This is a genomic window from Pseudomonas sp. AC136 (assembly GCF_979258585.1).
Genome location: NZ_OZ409865.1, coordinates 2,556,270 through 2,573,005, shown reverse-complemented (window position 1 = coordinate 2,573,005; position 16,736 = coordinate 2,556,270). Strand labels below are relative to the sequence as shown.

General features: G+C 61.9%; 12 protein-coding genes. 5 read left to right on the top strand and 7 right to left on the bottom strand.

What is annotated here, in order from left to right; translation table 11 throughout:
• Positions 1-37 precede the first annotated feature (37 nt).
• Complete coding sequence (uvrA, locus tag ACZZZU_RS11645) at positions 38-2,872, bottom strand: excinuclease ABC subunit UvrA (protein ID WP_122493298.1); 2,835 nt, start codon at positions 2,870-2,872, stop codon at positions 38-40.
• Positions 2,873-3,000: 128 nt separating this feature from the next.
• On the opposite strand from uvrA, the gene ACZZZU_RS11640 reads away from it, so the two are divergent.
• Genes ACZZZU_RS11640 through ACZZZU_RS11625 form a run of 4 tightly spaced genes read left to right on the top strand, consistent with a single transcriptional unit; the run spans position 3,001 to position 6,717 of the window.
• On the top strand, positions 3,001-4,386 hold the full coding sequence (locus ACZZZU_RS11640) for an MFS transporter (protein ID WP_463383941.1): 1,386 nt from the start codon (positions 3,001-3,003) through the stop codon (positions 4,384-4,386).
• A gap of 9 nt (positions 4,387-4,395) precedes the next feature.
• Positions 4,396-4,893 carry a single-stranded DNA-binding protein gene (locus ACZZZU_RS11635; protein WP_122449558.1) on the top strand — a complete coding sequence of 166 codons (498 nt, stop codon included), beginning with the start codon at positions 4,396-4,398 and terminating at the stop codon, positions 4,891-4,893.
• A 17-nt stretch (positions 4,894-4,910) separates the two neighbouring features.
• On the top strand, positions 4,911-5,795 hold the full coding sequence (locus tag ACZZZU_RS11630) for a sugar nucleotide-binding protein (protein WP_463550667.1): 885 nt from the start codon (positions 4,911-4,913) through the stop codon (positions 5,793-5,795).
• Complete coding sequence (locus ACZZZU_RS11625) at positions 5,788-6,717, top strand: NAD-dependent epimerase/dehydratase family protein (protein ID WP_463550666.1); 930 nt, start codon at positions 5,788-5,790, stop codon at positions 6,715-6,717. Before ACZZZU_RS11630 ends, ACZZZU_RS11625 begins: the two co-directional genes overlap by 8 nt.
• Positions 6,718-6,725: 8 nt before the next feature.
• Here ACZZZU_RS11625 and ACZZZU_RS11620 read toward each other — a convergent pair whose 3' ends face one another.
• From ACZZZU_RS11620 to ACZZZU_RS11610, 3 genes are all read right to left on the bottom strand, one after another.
• Positions 6,726-7,169 (bottom strand): YiiD C-terminal domain-containing protein, encoded by a 444-nt coding sequence (locus ACZZZU_RS11620; protein ID WP_122493294.1) that lies wholly within the window; start codon positions 7,167-7,169, stop codon positions 6,726-6,728.
• A 97-nt stretch (positions 7,170-7,266) separates the two neighbouring features.
• Positions 7,267-7,701 carry a thioredoxin TrxC gene (gene trxC / locus ACZZZU_RS11615; protein WP_463383939.1) on the bottom strand — a complete coding sequence of 145 codons (435 nt, stop codon included), beginning with the start codon at positions 7,699-7,701 and terminating at the stop codon, positions 7,267-7,269.
• A gap of 50 nt (positions 7,702-7,751) precedes the next feature.
• A complete protein-coding gene (locus tag ACZZZU_RS11610) occupies positions 7,752-8,729 on the bottom strand; it encodes a sulfite exporter TauE/SafE family protein (protein ID WP_463540207.1) in 978 nt (325 codons plus the stop codon).
• Positions 8,730-8,996: 267 nt separating this feature from the next.
• Between ACZZZU_RS11610 and ACZZZU_RS11605 the strand changes: the two genes are divergently transcribed.
• The gene (locus ACZZZU_RS11605; RefSeq protein WP_463550665.1) at positions 8,997-9,713 is read left to right on the top strand and encodes an aspartate/glutamate racemase family protein; all 717 of its coding nucleotides are present in this window, start codon (positions 8,997-8,999) and stop codon (positions 9,711-9,713) included.
• A 109-nt stretch (positions 9,714-9,822) separates the two neighbouring features.
• Here ACZZZU_RS11605 and selO read toward each other — a convergent pair whose 3' ends face one another.
• The 3 genes from selO to ACZZZU_RS11590 all read right to left on the bottom strand — a co-directional run bounded on the left by selO (position 9,823) and on the right by ACZZZU_RS11590 (position 16,535).
• The gene (gene selO, locus ACZZZU_RS11600) at positions 9,823-11,277 is read right to left on the bottom strand and encodes a protein adenylyltransferase SelO (protein WP_463550664.1); all 1,455 of its coding nucleotides are present in this window, start codon (positions 11,275-11,277) and stop codon (positions 9,823-9,825) included.
• 151 nt (positions 11,278-11,428) lie between these two features.
• Positions 11,429-14,755: a mechanosensitive channel MscK gene (gene mscK, locus ACZZZU_RS11595; RefSeq protein ID WP_463550663.1), complete on the bottom strand. Its 3,327-nt coding sequence runs from the start codon at positions 14,753-14,755 to the stop codon at positions 11,429-11,431.
• A 34-nt stretch (positions 14,756-14,789) separates the two neighbouring features.
• Positions 14,790-16,535: a potassium/proton antiporter gene (locus tag ACZZZU_RS11590; protein WP_122493288.1), complete on the bottom strand. Its 1,746-nt coding sequence runs from the start codon at positions 16,533-16,535 to the stop codon at positions 14,790-14,792.
• Positions 16,536-16,736: the final 201 nt, after the last annotated feature.

Sequence of the window (16,736 nt, the reverse complement as noted above, 5' to 3'; positions counted from 1 at the left end):
ACCGGGCACATGGCCCGGTTTTTTTATGGCGCGAACATCACGCTTTATCACGCTCCAGCAACGGCTTGAGGAAGTGACCGGTATGCGATTGCGGCATCTCGGCAACTTCTTCCGGCGTGCCGCAGGCAATGATCTGCCCGCCGCGTGAACCGCCTTCCGGGCCCAGATCGACCAGCCAGTCCGCGGTTTTGATCACGTCCAGGTTGTGCTCGATCACCACCACTGTGTTGCCGTGGTCGCGCAGGCGATGCAGCACGTCGAGCAGTTGCTGAATGTCGGCAAAGTGCAGGCCGGTAGTGGGTTCGTCGAGGATGTACAGGGTCTTGCCGGTGTCGCGCTTGGATAGCTCGCGCGACAGCTTTACCCGCTGCGCTTCCCCGCCCGAGAGCGTGGTCGCCGATTGCCCCAGCTTGATATACGACAGGCCCACATCCACCAGGGTTTGCAGCTTGCGCGACAGCGCCGGCACGGCATCGAAGAACGGTCGCGCTTCTTCAATGGTCATTTCCAGCACTTCGTGGATGTTCTTGCCTTTGTATTTGATTTCCAGGGTTTCACGGTTGTAGCGCTTGCTCTTGCACACGTCGCACGGCACGTAGATGTCCGGCAGGAAGTGCATTTCCACCTTGATCAGGCCATCGCCTTGGCATGCTTCACAGCGGCCGCCTTTGACGTTGAAGGAGAAACGTCCTGGCCCGTAGCCGCGCGAGCGCGCTTCCGGCACACCGGCAAACAGTTCGCGAATCGGCGTGAACAAGCCGGTATAGGTCGCCGGGTTGGAACGCGGGGTGCGGCCAATCGGGCTCTGGTCGATGTCGACGACCTTATCCAGATGCTGCAAGCCGTCGATGCTGTCGTGCGGCGCCGCTTCCAGCGTGGTCGCACCGTTCAGCGCAGTGGCGCTGAGGGGGAACAGCGTGTTGTTGATCAGCGTCGATTTGCCCGAGCCGGAAACCCCGGTGATGCAGGTGAGCAGGCCAATCGGAATTTCCAGGTCGACGTTGCGCAGGTTGTTGCCGCGTGCGCCTTTGACCTTGAGCGACAGCTTCTTGTCGCGCGGCGTGCGCTTGGCCGGGTACTGGATTTTGGTGCGCCCGGACAGGTACTTGCCGGTCAGCGAATCCGGGTGCGCCATGACTTCTGCAGCGGTGCCCTCAGCGACGATGTTGCCGCCGTGCACGCCCGCGCCGGGGCCAATATCGACCACGTAGTCGGCCATGCGAATGGCGTCTTCATCGTGCTCGACCACGATCACCGTGTTGCCGATGTCGCGCAGGTGCCGCAGGGTCGCCAGCAAGCGTTCGTTGTCGCGCTGGTGCAGACCAATCGACGGCTCGTCGAGGATGTACATCACCCCCACCAGGCCCGCGCCGATCTGGCTGGCCAGGCGGATACGCTGCGCTTCACCTCCGGACAAGGTGTCGGCGCTGCGGTCGAGGGTCAGGTAGTCGAGGCCGACGTTGACCAGAAACTGCAGGCGCTCGCGAATTTCCTTGAGGATTTTCTCGGCGATCTCGCCTTTGCGCCCGGTCAGGGCCAGGCTGCCGAAGTATTCCGTGGCATCGCCAATCGGCAGGCCACTGACGGCCGGCAAGTTGCGCTCGCCGACAAACACGTGCCGCGCTTCACGGCGCAGGCGCGTCCCACGGCAATCCGGGCACGGCTGGGTGCTGAGGAACTTGGCCAGTTCTTCACGCACGGTGGTCGATTCGGTTTCCCGGTAGCGCCGCTCCAGATTCGGCACGATGCCTTCGAACGGGTGGGCGCGTTTAACGATGTCGCCACGGTCGTTCAGGTAGCGGAAGTCGACGTTGGCGCTGCCGCTGCCGCTCAAGATGACTTTCTTGTGCTCGGTGCTGAGGCTGTCGAACGGCTTGTCGAGGCTGAAGCCGAAGTGTTTGGCCAGCGAGCCGAGCATCTGGAAGTAATAAACGTTGCGCCGGTCCCAGCCGCGAATGGCGCCTTCGGCCAGGGTCAGCTCGCCATTGACCAGGCGTTTGGTGTCGAAAAACTGCTTCACGCCCAGGCCGTCGCAGGTCGGACAGGCGCCGGCCGGGTTGTTGAAGGAGAACAGCTTGGGTTCCAGCTCGCTGATGGAGTGGCCGCACACCGGGCAGGCGAAGCGCGCGGAAAAGACCATTTCCTCCCCTTCTTCGTCGTCCATCGGCGCCACGAACGCCAGGCCGTCTGCCAGCTTCAACGCGGTTTCAAACGACTCGGCCAGGCGCTGCTGCAGGTCGCCACGGGCTTTGAAGCGGTCGACCACGGCGTCGATGGAGTGCTTCTTCTGTTTATCCAGTTTGGGCAGTTCGTCCAGCTCATACAGCTTGCCGTTCACCCGCACACGCACGAAACCCTGGGCACGCAGCTCGTCAAAAACGGCCAGGTGCTCGCCTTTGCGCTCGCGAATGATCGGCGCCAGCAGCATCAGCTTTTTGCCTTCGGGCAGGGCCAATACCTGGTCGACCATCTGGCTGACGGTTTGCGCTTCCAGCGGTAGATCGTGGTCCGGGCAACGCGGCGTACCCACTCGGGCGTAGAGCAGGCGCAGGTAGTCGTAGATTTCGGTGATGGTGCCGACGGTGGAGCGCGGGTTGTGCGACGTGGATTTTTGCTCGATGGAAATTGCCGGCGACAGGCCTTCGATGGTGTCGACATCGGGCTTTTCCATCATCGACAGAAATTGCCGCGCGTACGCCGACAGCGACTCGACATAGCGGCGCTGACCTTCGGCATACAGCGTGTCGAAGGCCAAAGAAGATTTACCAGAGCCGGAAAGGCCGGTGATGACGATCAGTTTGTCCCGTGGCAGGGTCAGGTCGATATTTTTCAGGTTGTGGGTTCGGGCCCCACGAATCAGGATCTTGTCCAATTGCAGCCTCGCTTGGCGGGCGAAAACGGATGAGTATACGGGCCTTGTCAAGCCAGCCGGAAGCGCCGGCCTGTGCGATGCCGGATACGGGCTGTTAGAATCGGCGCGCATTTTCTTGAGGTACTTCCATGCACGATCCGCACAGCGAACGCATGAGTGGCAGCGAAACCCGCGCAGCGAGTGGGTTGTCGCTGGTCTTTGCGTTCCGAATGCTTGGCATGTTCATGGTCCTGCCGGTGCTGGCCACCTATGGCATGGACCTGGCCGGCGCAACGCCGGCACTGATCGGTCTTGCCATCGGCGCCTACGGGCTGACCCAGGCCGTCTTGCAGATTCCCTTCGGCATCATCTCTGACCGCATCGGCCGCCGTCCGGTCATTTATTTTGGTCTCATCGTTTTTGCGGCGGGTAGCGTGCTGGCCGCCAATGCCGACTCCATCTGGGGCGTGATCGCCGGTCGCGTGCTGCAAGGCGCCGGGGCGATTTCCGCCGCCGTGATGGCGCTGCTGTCCGACCTGACCCGCGAGCAACACCGTACCAAAGCGATGGCCATGATTGGCATGAGCATCGGTTTGTCGTTCGCGGTGGCGATGGTGGTGGGGCCGCTGCTCACGCGCGCCTTCGGGTTGTCGGGCCTGTTTCTGGCCACCGCCGCCATGGCGCTGGTGGGCATTGTGCTGGTGGCCTGGTGGGTGCCGCGCTCGGCCGGGCCGTTGCAGCACCGTGAATCCGGTGTGGCGAAAGACGCCCTCGGCAAAACCCTGCGCCACCCGGACTTGTTGCGCCTGGATGTGGGCATCTTCGTTTTGCATGCGGTATTGATGGCCAGTTTCGTCGCATTACCGCTCGCTTTGGTCGAGCGCGCCGAACTGCCGAAAGAACAGCACTGGTGGGTATACCTGACCGCGCTGCTGGTCGGTTTCTTCGCCATGATCCCCTTCATTATTTATGGCGAGAAAAAGCGCCAGATGAAGCGCGTACTGCTCGGCGCCGTTGCTGTGCTGCTGGGCTGCGAAGTGTTCTTCTGGCTGGCCGATGGCACCTTGCACGAATTAGTGGTCGGTACCGTGGTGTTCTTCACCGCGTTCAACCTGCTGGAGGCCTCGCTGCCGTCGCTGATCAGCAAGGTTTCGCCGGCTGGCGGCAAGGGCACGGCGATGGGCGTTTACTCCACCAGCCAGTTCCTCGGCGCGGCGCTGGGCGGCATTCTGGGCGGCTGGTTGTTCCAGCACGGCGGCCTGGATACGGTGTTCTTAGGATGTGCTGCCCTCTGTGGGATCTGGCTGATTATTGCTGTTACTATGCGCGAACCTCCGTATGTCACTAGCCTGCGCTTGCCGCTTTCGCCCGCTGCGGTGCGCGATGCTGGCTTGGTCGAGCGCCTTGTAGCAGTGACCGGAGTAACAGATGCAGTTGTGGTGGCTGACGAAGCCGCCGTGTATATCAAATTCGATTCCGAACAATTGGATCGCCCCGCGCTCGACGCTTTGCTCGACGCGCGTGCCGATTCCTAGGAGAACGTTATGGCCCGTGGGGTTAACAAAGTCATTCTGGTCGGAACCTGCGGCCAGGACCCGGAAACACGCTACATGCCCAACGGCAACGCGGTCACCAACCTGAGCCTGGCTACCAGCGAGCAGTGGACCGACAAGCAGAGCGGCCAGAAAGTCGAAAAAACCGAATGGCACCGTGTCGCGCTGTTCGGCAAGGTCGCTGAAATCGCCGGCGAATACCTGCGCAAAGGTTCGCAGGTGTACATCGAAGGCAAACTGCAAACCCGCGAGTGGGAAAAAGACGGCGTAAAACGCTACACCACCGAAATCATCGTCGACATGCAGGGCACCATGCAGCTGCTGGGCGGCCGTCCTGATAACGGCGGTGGCGATTCCGCCCCCCGTCAACAGCGTCCAGCACCGCAGCAGCGCGAGCAGCAAGCGCCGCGCGAGTCGCGCCCGGCACCGCAACCGGCGGCCCAGCCAGCGCCGAACTACGACAGCTTCGACGACGACATTCCGTTCTGATCAGGCATTTCTGACGTATGCAAATGCGCCTGATGCTTCTGGGCGGCGGCAATGCCCTTGGGCAGGCGCTGATCCGCCTGGGAGCCGAAGATGATATCGGCTTCCTCGCGCCGCGCCCCCCCGAGGGCGGCTGGGATGCCACCAGCCTGACCTTGTTGCTCGATGAAACCCGTCCCGACGTGGTGGTAAACCTCGCGTACTACTTCGACTGGTTTCAGGCCGAAACGGTGGGCGCCGAGCGTTTCGCCCCGCAAGAGCGCGCCGTCGAGCGCCTCGCCGAACTTTGCCAACATCACTCCATTCGCCTGGTTCAGCCGTCGAGCTACCGCGTTTTCGACGGTTCGCGCGCGACTGCCTACAGCGAAAAGGAAGAGCAGGTACCGCTTGGTCTGCGTGGTCAGGCGTTGTGGCGCATTGAACAGAGCGTGCGGGCGGCGTGCCCACGGCATGTGCTGATTCGCTTTGGCTGGTTGCTCGACGCCAGTGTCGATGGCTTGCTGGGCCGTTTTCTGGCCCGCGCCGAGCACGAGTCGGAGCTGTTTCTGGCCGATGATCGACGCGGCAATCCGACGCCCATCGACGACGCGGCCCGTGTGCTTATTGCCGTCATCAAGCAACTCGACTGCCAGGCGCCGCTGTGGGGCACGTACCACTACGGTGGTTACGAAGCGACCACCTCGCTGGCCCTCGGCCAGGCGGTGCTCACCGAAGCCCGTAACTTCCGGCAACTGGCGGTACAGGAAGTGGGCGCTCAAGCCCACGCCGCGCGCCCGGATGCGGCTGACGAACCGCAGCACGCCGTGCTGGCCTGCAAGAAAATTCTCCACACCTTTGGCATCAAACCGCGCGCCTGGCGTGCCGGCTTGCCGAGTCTTCTGGACCGTTATTACCGCCATGCCTGATCGTCCCGTTCTGATTACCGGGGGCGCTGGTTTTATCGGCTCCAACCTCGTCGATGCCCTGTTGGCCAAAGGCTATGCAGTGCGCGTGTTGGATGATCTATCGATGGGTAAGCGCAGCAATCTGCCGCTGGACAACCCACGGCTGGAATTGCGCGTTGGCAGCGTGGCCGATGCGGCGTTAGTGACACAGGCGGTGCAAGGCTGCCAGGCCGTGGTGCACTTGGCCGCAGTGGCCTCGGTGCAGGCCTCGGTGGACGATCCGGTGAGCACGCACCAGAGCAATTTTGTCGGCACCCTGAATGTGTGTGAGGCCATGCGCCAACACGGCGTGAAGCGCGTGCTGTTTGCCTCCAGCGCGGCGGTGTATGGCAACAACGGCGAGGGCTTGGCGATTGATGAAGATACGCCAAAAGCGCCGCTCACCCCGTATGCCGTCGACAAATTGGCCAGCGAGCAGTACCTGGACTTCTATCGCCGCCAGCACGGCCTTGAGCCGGCGATCTTCCGCTTTTTCAATATTTTTGGCCCACGGCAGGATCCTTCTTCGCCGTATTCCGGGGTCATCAGCATCTTTATTCAGCGCGCCCAGCAAGGGCTGCCGATCACCGTATTCGGGGACGGCGAGCAGACCCGCGATTTCTTTTATGTGGGTGATCTGATCGACCTGCTGGTGCAGGCACTGGAACTGCCCGGCGCAGAAGAGGGCGCGGCCAACGTGGGCCTTAATCGCGCCACCAGCCTCAACCAGTTGCTGGAGCATATTCGCGCTGTGGTTGGCGATTTGCCTGCCGTCTCGTACGCGCCGGCACGTGACGGCGACATCCGTCATTCCCGAGCCAACAACGGGCGGCTGCTAAGCCGCTACCACGTCGGCGAGCCAACACCGATGGACGTCGGCCTGGCCGAGCTGCTCGGCCGCTAAGCCCGCGCTTAGTGCTTGCGCAGTTGGTACAGCCCTCGGCTCTGCGCCACCACCTCACCGCTGTCATCCACCAGCGCCAACTCCAATACGTACTCGGCCTTGCCCGTTTCGGCGGCTTCGGCTTGCAGACGCTCGATGTCGGCGGCGTCCAGGCGCGCTTCCACGCGGATATCGCCGGTCGCCGGACGGCGAAAGCGCAGGTTCATTTCCTTGATGATCGGGTAGAAGCGCTGGGTGTCGAAGCTGGTGAGAAACAGCGCGCCGCCGGGTATTTCCGCGAGGGTGAAAAGGGCGCCGGCGTACATGCTGCCGATATGGTTCTGGTTGCCGGCCAGTGGCATGCACAACCGCACAAAGCCTGGCTCCAGCACCTCGGCCTTCAACTGGCTGCGTTTGACGAACGCGATCTGCTCTTCAGTGAGCTGCCGCGCAACCTCAAGGGGAAATGCCATGGCCGGAGTCTCTTCTTATTAGGGAAGGCCCCAGCCTAGCGTGTAGCCGGCGCACCACAATGACCGCGGCGCTCGCTGCGCCTGACTAAAAGTGACGTCACACGCCCTGGGTTTTCAACCAGCCGAGCAGTTGCGCCAGTGGCATCGCGCCACTTTGGCGTGCGACTTCTTTGCCGTTTTTGAACAGCAGCAAACTTGGAATCGAGCGAATGCCCAACTGCGCGGAGAGCTGTTGGTTGGCTTCGCTGTCGAGCTTGGCCAGGCGCGCCCGGCCGAGCAACTGCCCGGCGGCTTGCTTGAACGTCGGCGCAAACGCCTGGCACGGGCCGCACCAACTGGCCCACACGTCCACCAGCAGCGGCAGGTCGCCTTTAATCTGGCTGGCGTAGCTGGCTTGGGTGAGATCGAACGGCGTGCTCAGCAACACCGGCTCTTTGCAGCGGCCGCAGCGCGGGCTGTCGCCGGTGCGGTCGGAAGGAATGCGATTAAGGCCGTTGCAGTGCGGGCAGGGAATGACGAGAGGGTCGGACATGTCTGACTCCAGAGGCTATACGCGCTATCTGGAGCCGCAGGCCGGCGCTTTCAAGCGGTGAGACCGATATAGATGTTGTACGCGCTGATCAGCGTGATCAGGCTGCCGATCATGATCAGCAACGTTTTCGCATGCAGCTTTTTGCACAGCAAGGCCGCGAAGGGCGCGGCGAACAAGCCGCCGAACACCAAACCCGCCACCAGCAACCAGGTGCTCGGTTGGCCGGCCAGCAGAATGAACGAGGTGGCGCTGGCGATGGTCAGGAAGAACTCGGCGAAGTTCACCGAGCCGATGGTGGTGCGCGGGTCGCTGCCCGAGCCAATCAGCGTCGTGGTAACCACCGGACCCCAGCCGCCGCCACCCGCTGCATCAACGAAACCACCAAACAGCGCCAGCTTGGCGATGTGTTTGGGCTCGCGTTTTTCCACGATGTGCTTGAACGCCTTGCGCAGGATGTACAGGCCCATGATCAGCAAGTACGCAGAAATAAAGGGCTTGAGCACCTTGCCGTCGAACTGGGTGATGATCACCGCGCCGAGCACGGCACCGATCATGCCGGGAATCAGCAAACGCAAAAATAGCGACTTGTTTACGTTGCCCAGCTTCACGTGGGAGATGCCAGACAGGCCCGTGGTGAACACTTCGGCGATGTGCACGCTGGCGCTGGCCGCAGCAGGCGAGGCGCCCGCGCTGAGCAAGAAGGTGGTCGCTGTAATGCCGTAGGCCATGCCCAACGCGCCATCGATAGCCTGGGCGAAAAAGCCCACGGCCACCGCGCTCCAGAACAGCGGGCTGGTCAGCGCGCCCTCGATAATTTCCAGGCCGCTGCTCTCGTGGTTACCAAAGAACAGGCGCCACGCCAGAAAGCCCAGCAGGCTCACCAGAATCGCCACCGCCAGCCACATGGCAATGCGCAATACCGGGTGATTGGCGGGATGGGAGACGTAGTCTTCAACCGGCGGCAAGCCCATTGCCTGGTGTTCGGTATTGAGAGGGCTTGCGGAGTAATCGAGTTCGCGGATTTTCATCTACAGCGGAGCCTTAAGCGGGGCGAGCGGTTAGCCGTTCGGTGGCGCAACGATAGAGAGCTTTGCTTAGAGAGTCTAAGACTGATTGGGCAGGTTTATATGCCATCTAGGAATTTAGCGGTTACAAGCATGGCGCTGAAGACATGCCGTTGTAGGAGCGGCTTTAGCCGCGATGCGCTTGACTGTGCCGCCGCCTCAACCCGTTGCTGTATCTGTGTACCCGCCTGCGAACCCACTAGCCTTCAGGTTCACAACAAGGAGATCACCATGCAGACCCTCGGCGTTCTAGGCGGCATGAGTTGGGAATCGACTGTCACGTATTACCGCCTGCTCAACGAAGGCGTTCGCGACCAGCTCGGCGGGCTGCATTCCGCGCCGCTATTGCTGCATTCAGTAGATTTCGCCCAGATAGCCGCCATGCAAAAAAGTGGTGACTGGCAGGGCGCCGGCGAAGTGTTGGCGCAGGCCGCCAAAGGCCTGCAAAGCGCTGGCGCGACCGCATTGCTACTGGCGACAAACACCATGCACAAAGTGGCGCCGGCCATCGAGGCGGCGGTAGGCATTCCGTTGCTGCACATCGGCGATGCGGTGGGGCAAGCGTTGCAAACGCAAGGGATCCGGAAAGCGGCGCTGCTCGGCACACGCTTCACCATGCAGGAAACGTTTTACCGTGACCGCCTCAGCGAACGCTTCGGCATCGAGGTACTGGTGCCTGCGCTCGAAGCGCAGTCCGAAATTGACCGAATCATTTTTCAGCAGCTCTGCCTGGGCCAGTTTCCGGAAGCGTCGCAACGCTACTACCTCGATTGCCTGGCCGAACTGAAAGCCCAGGGCGCCGAGGCGGCGATTTTGGGCTGTACGGAAATTGGTCTGCTACTCGAAGGCTGCGAGGCGCCGCTGCCTTTGATTGATAGCACCCATGAGCATGTGCGGATGGGGCTCGATTGGCTTTTTATAGACGCCGAGGTAGGGCCGCTGGGCTAAGGCCAGACAAGGCGCACCCGAGCCGAACAGCGCAGCGTAGTCAACTACGTGAGCATGTGAGGTGAGGGAGCAACGCAGTATGGCCGACGACCAGCGGCCCGGCGTGTAATCACGAAGAGCAGCTGATTTCCAAATGCTTCCCCCACTCCGGCGGCCGCTCGGCGAACCGTTCCATGCCCGGCTGCTCGTCAAACGGCTTGCTCAATACCTCGTGCAGCAGCCGCACTTCGCTGTAGTCACCGCGTTCGGCGGCTTCGATCGCTTGCTGTGCCAGGTAGTTGCGCAGGATGTATTTCGGGTTGACCGCGTGCATCCGCGTGCGCCGCTCGGCGACGTCTAGATCGCCGCAGCGGGCGAGGTAGTCGGCGGCCCAGGCGTCGAAGCCGGCCAGGTCGACGAAGTCTTCGCGCAAGCGTTTCAACGCATCGGCCGGGGCGCTGTCGCCCAGTTCGCGGAAGAAACGGCTGTAGTCGACCGGGCTGGTCTGCATCAGCTGCAACAGCCGTTCGATCAGGCCGTTGTCGTCATCATGCGGTTGGTACAGGCCCAGGCGTTTACGCATCAGGTCGAGGTAGTGCGCCTGGTACAGCGGCAGGAACAGGTTGAGGGTTTCGCGCAGCGCTTCAACGCTGATAAACGGCGTGAGCGCCTGGGCCAGCGCCGACAGGTTCCAGTGCGCGATGGGCACCTGGTTGCTGAAGGAGTAGCGGCCGCTGTCGTCGGAGTGGTTGCAGATAAAGCGCGCGTCGAAGTCGTCGAGAAAGGCGAACGGGCCGTAGTCGAAGGTGATGCCTAAAATCGACATGTTGTCGGTGTTCATCACCCCGTGGCAGAAGCCATAGGCCTGCCAGTAGGCGATCATTTCGGCGTTGCGCTCTAGCACCTCGCGGAACATCGCCAGGTACGGCTCCGGTTGCTCCAGGCACTGGGGAAAATGGCTGCGCAGCACGTGCTCGCCGAGCACCTTCAACTGTTCTTCCTGCTTGGTGTAATAGAAGTACTCGAAGTGGCCGAAGCGCACATGGCTGGGGGCCATGCGCAGCACCATGGCCGCCGTTTCTTTCTTCTCGCGCCACACCGGTGTGCTCGACCCCACCACACACAGCGCGCGGCTGCTGGGAATACCGAGCGCGTGCATGGCTTCAGAGGCAAGGAACTCGCGGATCGAGGAACGCAACACCGCACGGCCATCGCCCATGCGCGAGTACGGGGTTTGCCCGGCTCCCTTGAGGTGCAAATCCCAATGCTCGCCCGCATCGTTTACCACCTCGCCCAGCAGCAGCCCACGACCGTCGCCCAGGCGCGGGTTGTACGAGCCGAACTGGTGACCGGAATACACCATGGCGCGCGGCTCGGCGCTTTCCCAGAGTTTGTGGCCAGCGAAGATTTCAGCGAATTCCGCTTTCTCCGCTTCGTTTGGGTCCAGATCCAGCAGCGCCATGGCGGCCGGGCTGGCGACCACCAGACGTGGTTCGTCGATGGGCTCTGGAAGCACTTCAGTGGAAAACGCATCGCCGAGACGGGCGAAGCGGTTATCGAAATTCAGATCGGCGAGGGTTTTCAAAGGCGTTGTCCGAAAAGGCTGGGATCGGAAATGATGTGGACAGCTATCGCCAGCTACGGGTCAATAAACCTGCCGAACAGCATCGCGGCTAAAGCCGCTCCCACAGAACACGAAACCTGTAGGAGCGGCTTTAGCCGCGATGGGTTTAATGTCACGGCGCCGGTTTTGGCGCTTGCGCTTCCTCAGCCGCTTCCACCTGATGTTCCTTTCCCTCGGCATTGGTCAGGAAAATTTCCATCTTCGGCGTGGAGCTGGAGTTGATGTTGTTGTCGCGGAACAACTGGTCGATACGGCGGTTCAATTCGTCGGTGGCCAGGCCGCGGTCGCCCAGTTCGCGCACATAAATTTTCAGCTCGTGATCCAAGGTGCTGGCGCCGTAGGCGGTCAGTTGCACGGTGGGCGCCGGGTCGCGCAGCACGCGGGAGTTTTCCTGGGTGGCTTGCAGCATCAGCTTGCGCACCAGCTCCAGGTCCGAGCCGCGCTGCACGTTAAAGGTCAGCACGATGCGGGTGATGGTGTCGGTCAGCGTCCAGTTGATCAGCTGACTGGTCAGAATGGTCTGGTTCGGCACGATCACCGCTTTACGGTCGCCGTCAGTGATGTGCGTGGCGCGGATACGAATGCGGTTCACCGTGCCGGTCACGGTGCCGATGGTCACAAGGTCGCCGATGCGCACCGGACGTTCGAACAGCAGAATGATGCCGGAAATGAAGTTGGCGAAAATCGCCTGCATACCGAAACCGATACCGACCGACAGCGCCGCCACTAACCATTGCAACTTGTCCCAACTCACGCCCAGGGTCGACAGCGTGCTGACGATGCCGATGCCGGCAATCGCATAAGAAAGCAGCGTGGTGGTGGCATACGCGCTGCCTTGCGCCAGTGACAGGCGCGACAGCACCAACACTTCCAGCAGACCGGGCAGGTTATTGGCCAGGGCGATGGTCACGCCGATGATCAACAGCGCGCCGAGTACATCCAGCAGGCTGATGGGCAACTGCGTGGCAGCAGCGCCCGTGCCGGCGGCGTATTGGTAGAGGGTGACGTTGTCGAGGTAGGCGAACACGCTGATCAGGTCGGCCCAGACCAAATACAGGCAACCGATAAAGCCGGACAGCAGCGCCAGGCGAATCAGGCGCAACGACTGTTGGTTGACCTGCTCGATGTCCAGCCGCGCGGTTTCCACCGGCACTTCTTCGCCGTCGACGTTCTCCTTGGCCTGCGCCTGACGTTTCGCCAGGGCACGGGCATAGGCCAGACGCCGTGCCGCCACAGCCAGGCCGCGCACGAACGCGGCTTCGATAATCAGCCAGACGATCAGCAAATACAGGGTGTTGATCAGCCGATCCGTGAGCTTGAGCGAGGTGTAGTAGTAGCCAAAGCCGACCGCGATGATCAGCGCAAACGGCAACAGGGTGAACGCCGTACCGATCACCAGACGGAACGGTGACGCGTGTTCACGCAACGGCTCGGTGAGCAGCAATTTGCCCAGCAGCCAGGTCATCAGGCAAAAGCAGGTGAGCACGATGATGATGCCGATCACGTCTTCGGCCAGTGAGGCGGGTTGCTGCTCAGCCACGCTCACCACCGCGACCAGGGCCATTACCACCAGCCCGAGTTTGCGCACCTGGTTGCTAATAAACGCCACCTGCGGGCGCGGCCAGCGGAAGTGCAGCTCGGCCATGCCACCCGGCGCCAGAATGCGGTACAGCGTGTAGAACACCAGCCAGGCCTGGGCCATTTCCAGCAGCGCGCCGCCCAGTGCGGCGTTCAGTCCACGGGCATCCACCCGCAGCGCCAGCCCGCCCAACGCCAGCAGCAGCGACACCGGCAAAGCCAGCAAGATGTTCAGCAGCAATGCCAAGGGCGTGTGCAGCTGGCTGTCGCGTTTGTAGTGGCCGATGTCTTCGTGCAGTTCGCCGAGCTTGCGATAGATGGTGCTGCGCTGCCAGATCAGCAGGCCACTGACCAACGCCAGCGGCAGGAAGAACCACGGGCGCTCACCCAGGGCTTCGAACAACTGCTTGAGCCCATCGCCCCACGGCAGGTCAGCGAGCTGACTTTGCAGGTAACGCGGCGCCACGCGCAGCCAGGAAAAGTCCAACGGCTTGTTGCTCGGAATCCAGAACATCTGCTCTTCAAGCGTGGCGCGCAGGGCTTTGGCTGTGGCTTGCAGTTGCTTTTGGTTAAGTTGCAGGGTGATCGATTCGTTGAGCAGCGCATTGAGCTCGCGGCTCAAGCGCTCAAGCAGTTCGGCGCGGGTGTTGGCCAGGTCCAGCAGCGTGCGGCGCACCTCCGGCGTCACCTGCTCGGCAGGTTGTTTGGCCAACAGACTGTCGACATAGGCTTGCGGCGAGCCGTATTGGTCGCGGGTCTGGTCGAGGTTGAACTGGTAGAGCCTGATGTCGGCAATCTCGTCGGCCAGGTCCTGATTCATCGTCAGTTGCGGCAACGATTCTTTCTGCTGATAAAGAATCTTCGAGAGCAGCAGGCTGCCCTTGAGCACGTTGATCTGTTCTTCCAGCGACTGATCGGCCTGGTTGACGCTGTCGAGTTGCTGCTTGGTCAGCAGGTTCTGTTTGGTCAGGTCGTTGAGGCGGTCGGTGGCGCGCAGCAGGTAGTCGGAGAGCTTGAGGTTCTCAGCGCTTTCCAGGGCTACCACGCTGTCGGAGCCGGCGTTCTGCGCCTCCTTGGATAATTCCACCAAGGTTTTTTCCGACTGCGCCCGGCGTTTTTCGCTGATCAAGGTTTGCAGGTCATTGCTGCGTTGTTCGGCACGGGCGATGCGTTCCACCAGCAAGTCGCGCTGGATGTTGCCCAAGTCTTGCAGCACGTTGTTGCCCGCCAGCTCGGCGCGGCGCAAGGCCATTTTTGCCACCAGGGCTGCCTGCTCGGCGTTCAGTTGGTCGCGGCGTTCAGGGCTCAGTGGCTTGTTGGCCTCTTTGCCCACCTTGAGCAGGTTGCCGATCTCCTGCATGCGCGTCTGCCCGTTACTGATCTCCGCCTGGGCGCGTTCGGGCCGGGTTTGCGCGGTAAGAATGTCGCTATTGGCCACGGCCAGCGCTTTTTGCCAGTCGCTGAGCTGGGTGCTGATGTCGGTCAGTTTTTGTTCAAGCTGCGGAATGCTCAGCGCGCCGTAACGCTCGCGAAAAGCGTCCGGCGGGTTGGCTTTGAGTTTGGCCAGGTCGCGCTGGCTATCGGCGGTGAGCTTTGGCGCCTCGGCGAGCTTTTGCTTGAGCTGGGTCAAGCGAACTTCGGCGTCGCCTTTTTCCGCTAGCAGTTCCAGGGTGTTTTCCAGGATCTGCTTGATAGTCGAGGCATCAGGCTCGGCCAGTTTGCGTGCGGCCAGGCCATCCAAGTTGCGCTGAACATCGGCGCTGCTCGGCGGTTCGGCGGCATGCAAAGACGGAATGATCAGCGCGAGGCCAAGCAGGCTGGCCGTAAGAAGGGTACGGAGCGAAGTAGGAAACAGAGACATGGTCGCCAATCGTGCGGCTCGGGAAGCGAGCAGTTTAGAGGAACAGGCCGGGGCCGGGGCGGCTGCCTTCGGGGAATTTGACGCCGACCTTGCGAATCTTGTTGCCTTCCATGGCCGCGACGGTCCAGGTCAGGCCATTCCATTCAACCTGGTCGCCTATAACCGGCTCGCCGCCAATTTCGTGGGCGATGAACCGGCCCAGCGGCATGCTGCCATCCACGTCGCCGATTTTCAGGCCATACAGTGCAGCAATGGCGCTGAGTTCCGCGTCGCCTTCGAGCACAAAGTCGCCGAAGAAGCGCAGGTCCAGTCCGCGTTTCGGCGCCTGGCTGAACAGCTTGCCGAGGGCGGGCAGGTCGTGTTCGTGGCCGACTACGCAGAGCATGTCGCCGGCTTCAAGCGTGGTACTACCGGACGGGTGCAGCAGCTCGGTGCCGCGGAACAGCGCGGCAATGCGCGTGCCGTCGGGCATCTTCAATTCGCGCAGGGCGGCGCCGATGCACCACTTCTCCGCGCCCAACCGGTACACGAACAGCTCCCACTGACTGGTGGGGTGCACTTCAAGGCCTGCGCGGGAGATTGGCGCCGGCTCCGGCGGAACGGTTACCCGTAGCCACTTCGCCACCCACGGCAAGCTGGTGCCTTGCAACACCAGCGACACCAGCACAATGAAGAACGCCAGGTTGAAATACAGCTGCGCGTGTTCCAGACCGGCCATCAACGGGAACACAGCCAGAATGATCGGCACCGCGCCGCGCAGGCCGACCCAGGCGATAAACAGTTTTTCGCGGTCATGGAAGGCCTTGAACGGAAACAGGCCCACGGCCACCGACAGTGGCCGGGCGACCAGAATCATCCACAACGCCAAGGCCAGGGCCGGCAAGGCGATAGGCAGCAAGTCGGCGGGCGTGACCAGCAGGCCGAGCACCAGAAACATGCCGATCTGCGCCAGCCAGGCGAGGCCGTCGAGCATATGCAAAATACCGTGGCGCGAGCGAATGGCCTTGTTGCCCAGCACCAGACCGCACAGGTACACGGCAAGAATGCCGCTGCCATGCAGTGCGTTGGTCAGGGCAAAGGTCAGCAGGCCGCCGCTGACCACCAGCAACGGATACAAACCGTGCGCCAGGTGAATGCGGTTGACCAGCTTGAGCACCACCCAGCCGCCGCCAAGACCAATAACAGCACCGATGCCGAATTCGCGCAGCAGATGCAGTAACAGGCCAAAGCCGAATTCATCCTGGCCGCTGGCGAGCATGTCGATCAGCGTAACGGTGAGAAACACCGCCATGGGGTCGTTGCTACCGGATTCTATTTCCAGGGTAGCGTTTACCCGCTCGTTCAGGCCTTTGCCGCCCAGCAACGAGAACACCGCAGCGGCGTCGGTCGAACCGACAATCGCGCCGATCAGCAGGCCCTGCATCAGGTTGAGATTGAACAGCCAGGCGGCGGCCATGCCAGTGAGGCCGGTGGTGATCAGCACGCCAACGGTGGCCAGCGACAAGGCCGGCGACAGCGCCACGCGGAAGCTCGACACGCGGGTACGCAAGCCGCCGTCCAGCAGGATTACCGCCAGGGCGAGGTTGCCCACCAGATAGGAAAGGGGGTAGTTGCTGAAACCGATGCCGCCCGGGCCATCGACGCCGGCCAACATGCCGACGCCCAGAATGATCACCAAAATCGGGATGCCCAGACGCGAAGAAAGCGAGCTCACCAAAATGCTCGCGCCTACCAGCAATGCGCCGATCAGGAACAGGCTATTGATGGCGGTGGCATCCAAAGGCGGAACTCCAGGTAAACGGGTTTAGATCGAAAGTAGCTTAGAGCATGCAGCAGGCATGCCAGACGATTCTAACCCGCGTTTTCCTGCGCCTGTCAAAAAAAAGCCCCGCGTTGGGGCGGGGCAATCGTTACTGACTCGGTTGTGTTGCTTTTTGTAGGAGCGAGCTTGCTCGCGAAGCGGTGTCGGGCCGTTCGCCAG

Excerpts from the sequence above, each read along its gene's own strand:
- ACZZZU_RS11620 (WP_122493294.1), bottom strand. The coding sequence starts at position 7,169 with ATGGCATTTCCCCTTGAGGTTGCGCGGCAGCTCACTGAAGAGCAGATC.
- ACZZZU_RS11605 (WP_463550665.1), top strand. The coding sequence starts at position 8,997 with ATGCAGACCCTCGGCGTTCTAGGCGGCATGAGTTGGGAATCGACTGTC.
- ACZZZU_RS11625 (WP_463550666.1), top strand. The coding sequence starts at position 5,788 with ATGCCTGATCGTCCCGTTCTGATTACCGGGGGCGCTGGTTTTATCGGC.
- ACZZZU_RS11640 (WP_463383941.1), top strand. The coding sequence starts at position 3,001 with ATGCACGATCCGCACAGCGAACGCATGAGTGGCAGCGAAACCCGCGCA.
- ACZZZU_RS11630 (WP_463550667.1), top strand. The coding sequence starts at position 4,911 with ATGCAAATGCGCCTGATGCTTCTGGGCGGCGGCAATGCCCTTGGGCAG.
- trxC (WP_463383939.1), bottom strand. The coding sequence starts at position 7,701 with ATGTCCGACCCTCTCGTCATTCCCTGCCCGCACTGCAACGGCCTTAAT.
- mscK (WP_463550663.1), bottom strand. The coding sequence starts at position 14,755 with ATGTCTCTGTTTCCTACTTCGCTCCGTACCCTTCTTACGGCCAGCCTG.
- ACZZZU_RS11610 (WP_463540207.1), bottom strand. The coding sequence starts at position 8,729 with ATGAAAATCCGCGAACTCGATTACTCCGCAAGCCCTCTCAATACCGAA.
- ACZZZU_RS11635 (WP_122449558.1), top strand. The coding sequence starts at position 4,396 with ATGGCCCGTGGGGTTAACAAAGTCATTCTGGTCGGAACCTGCGGCCAG.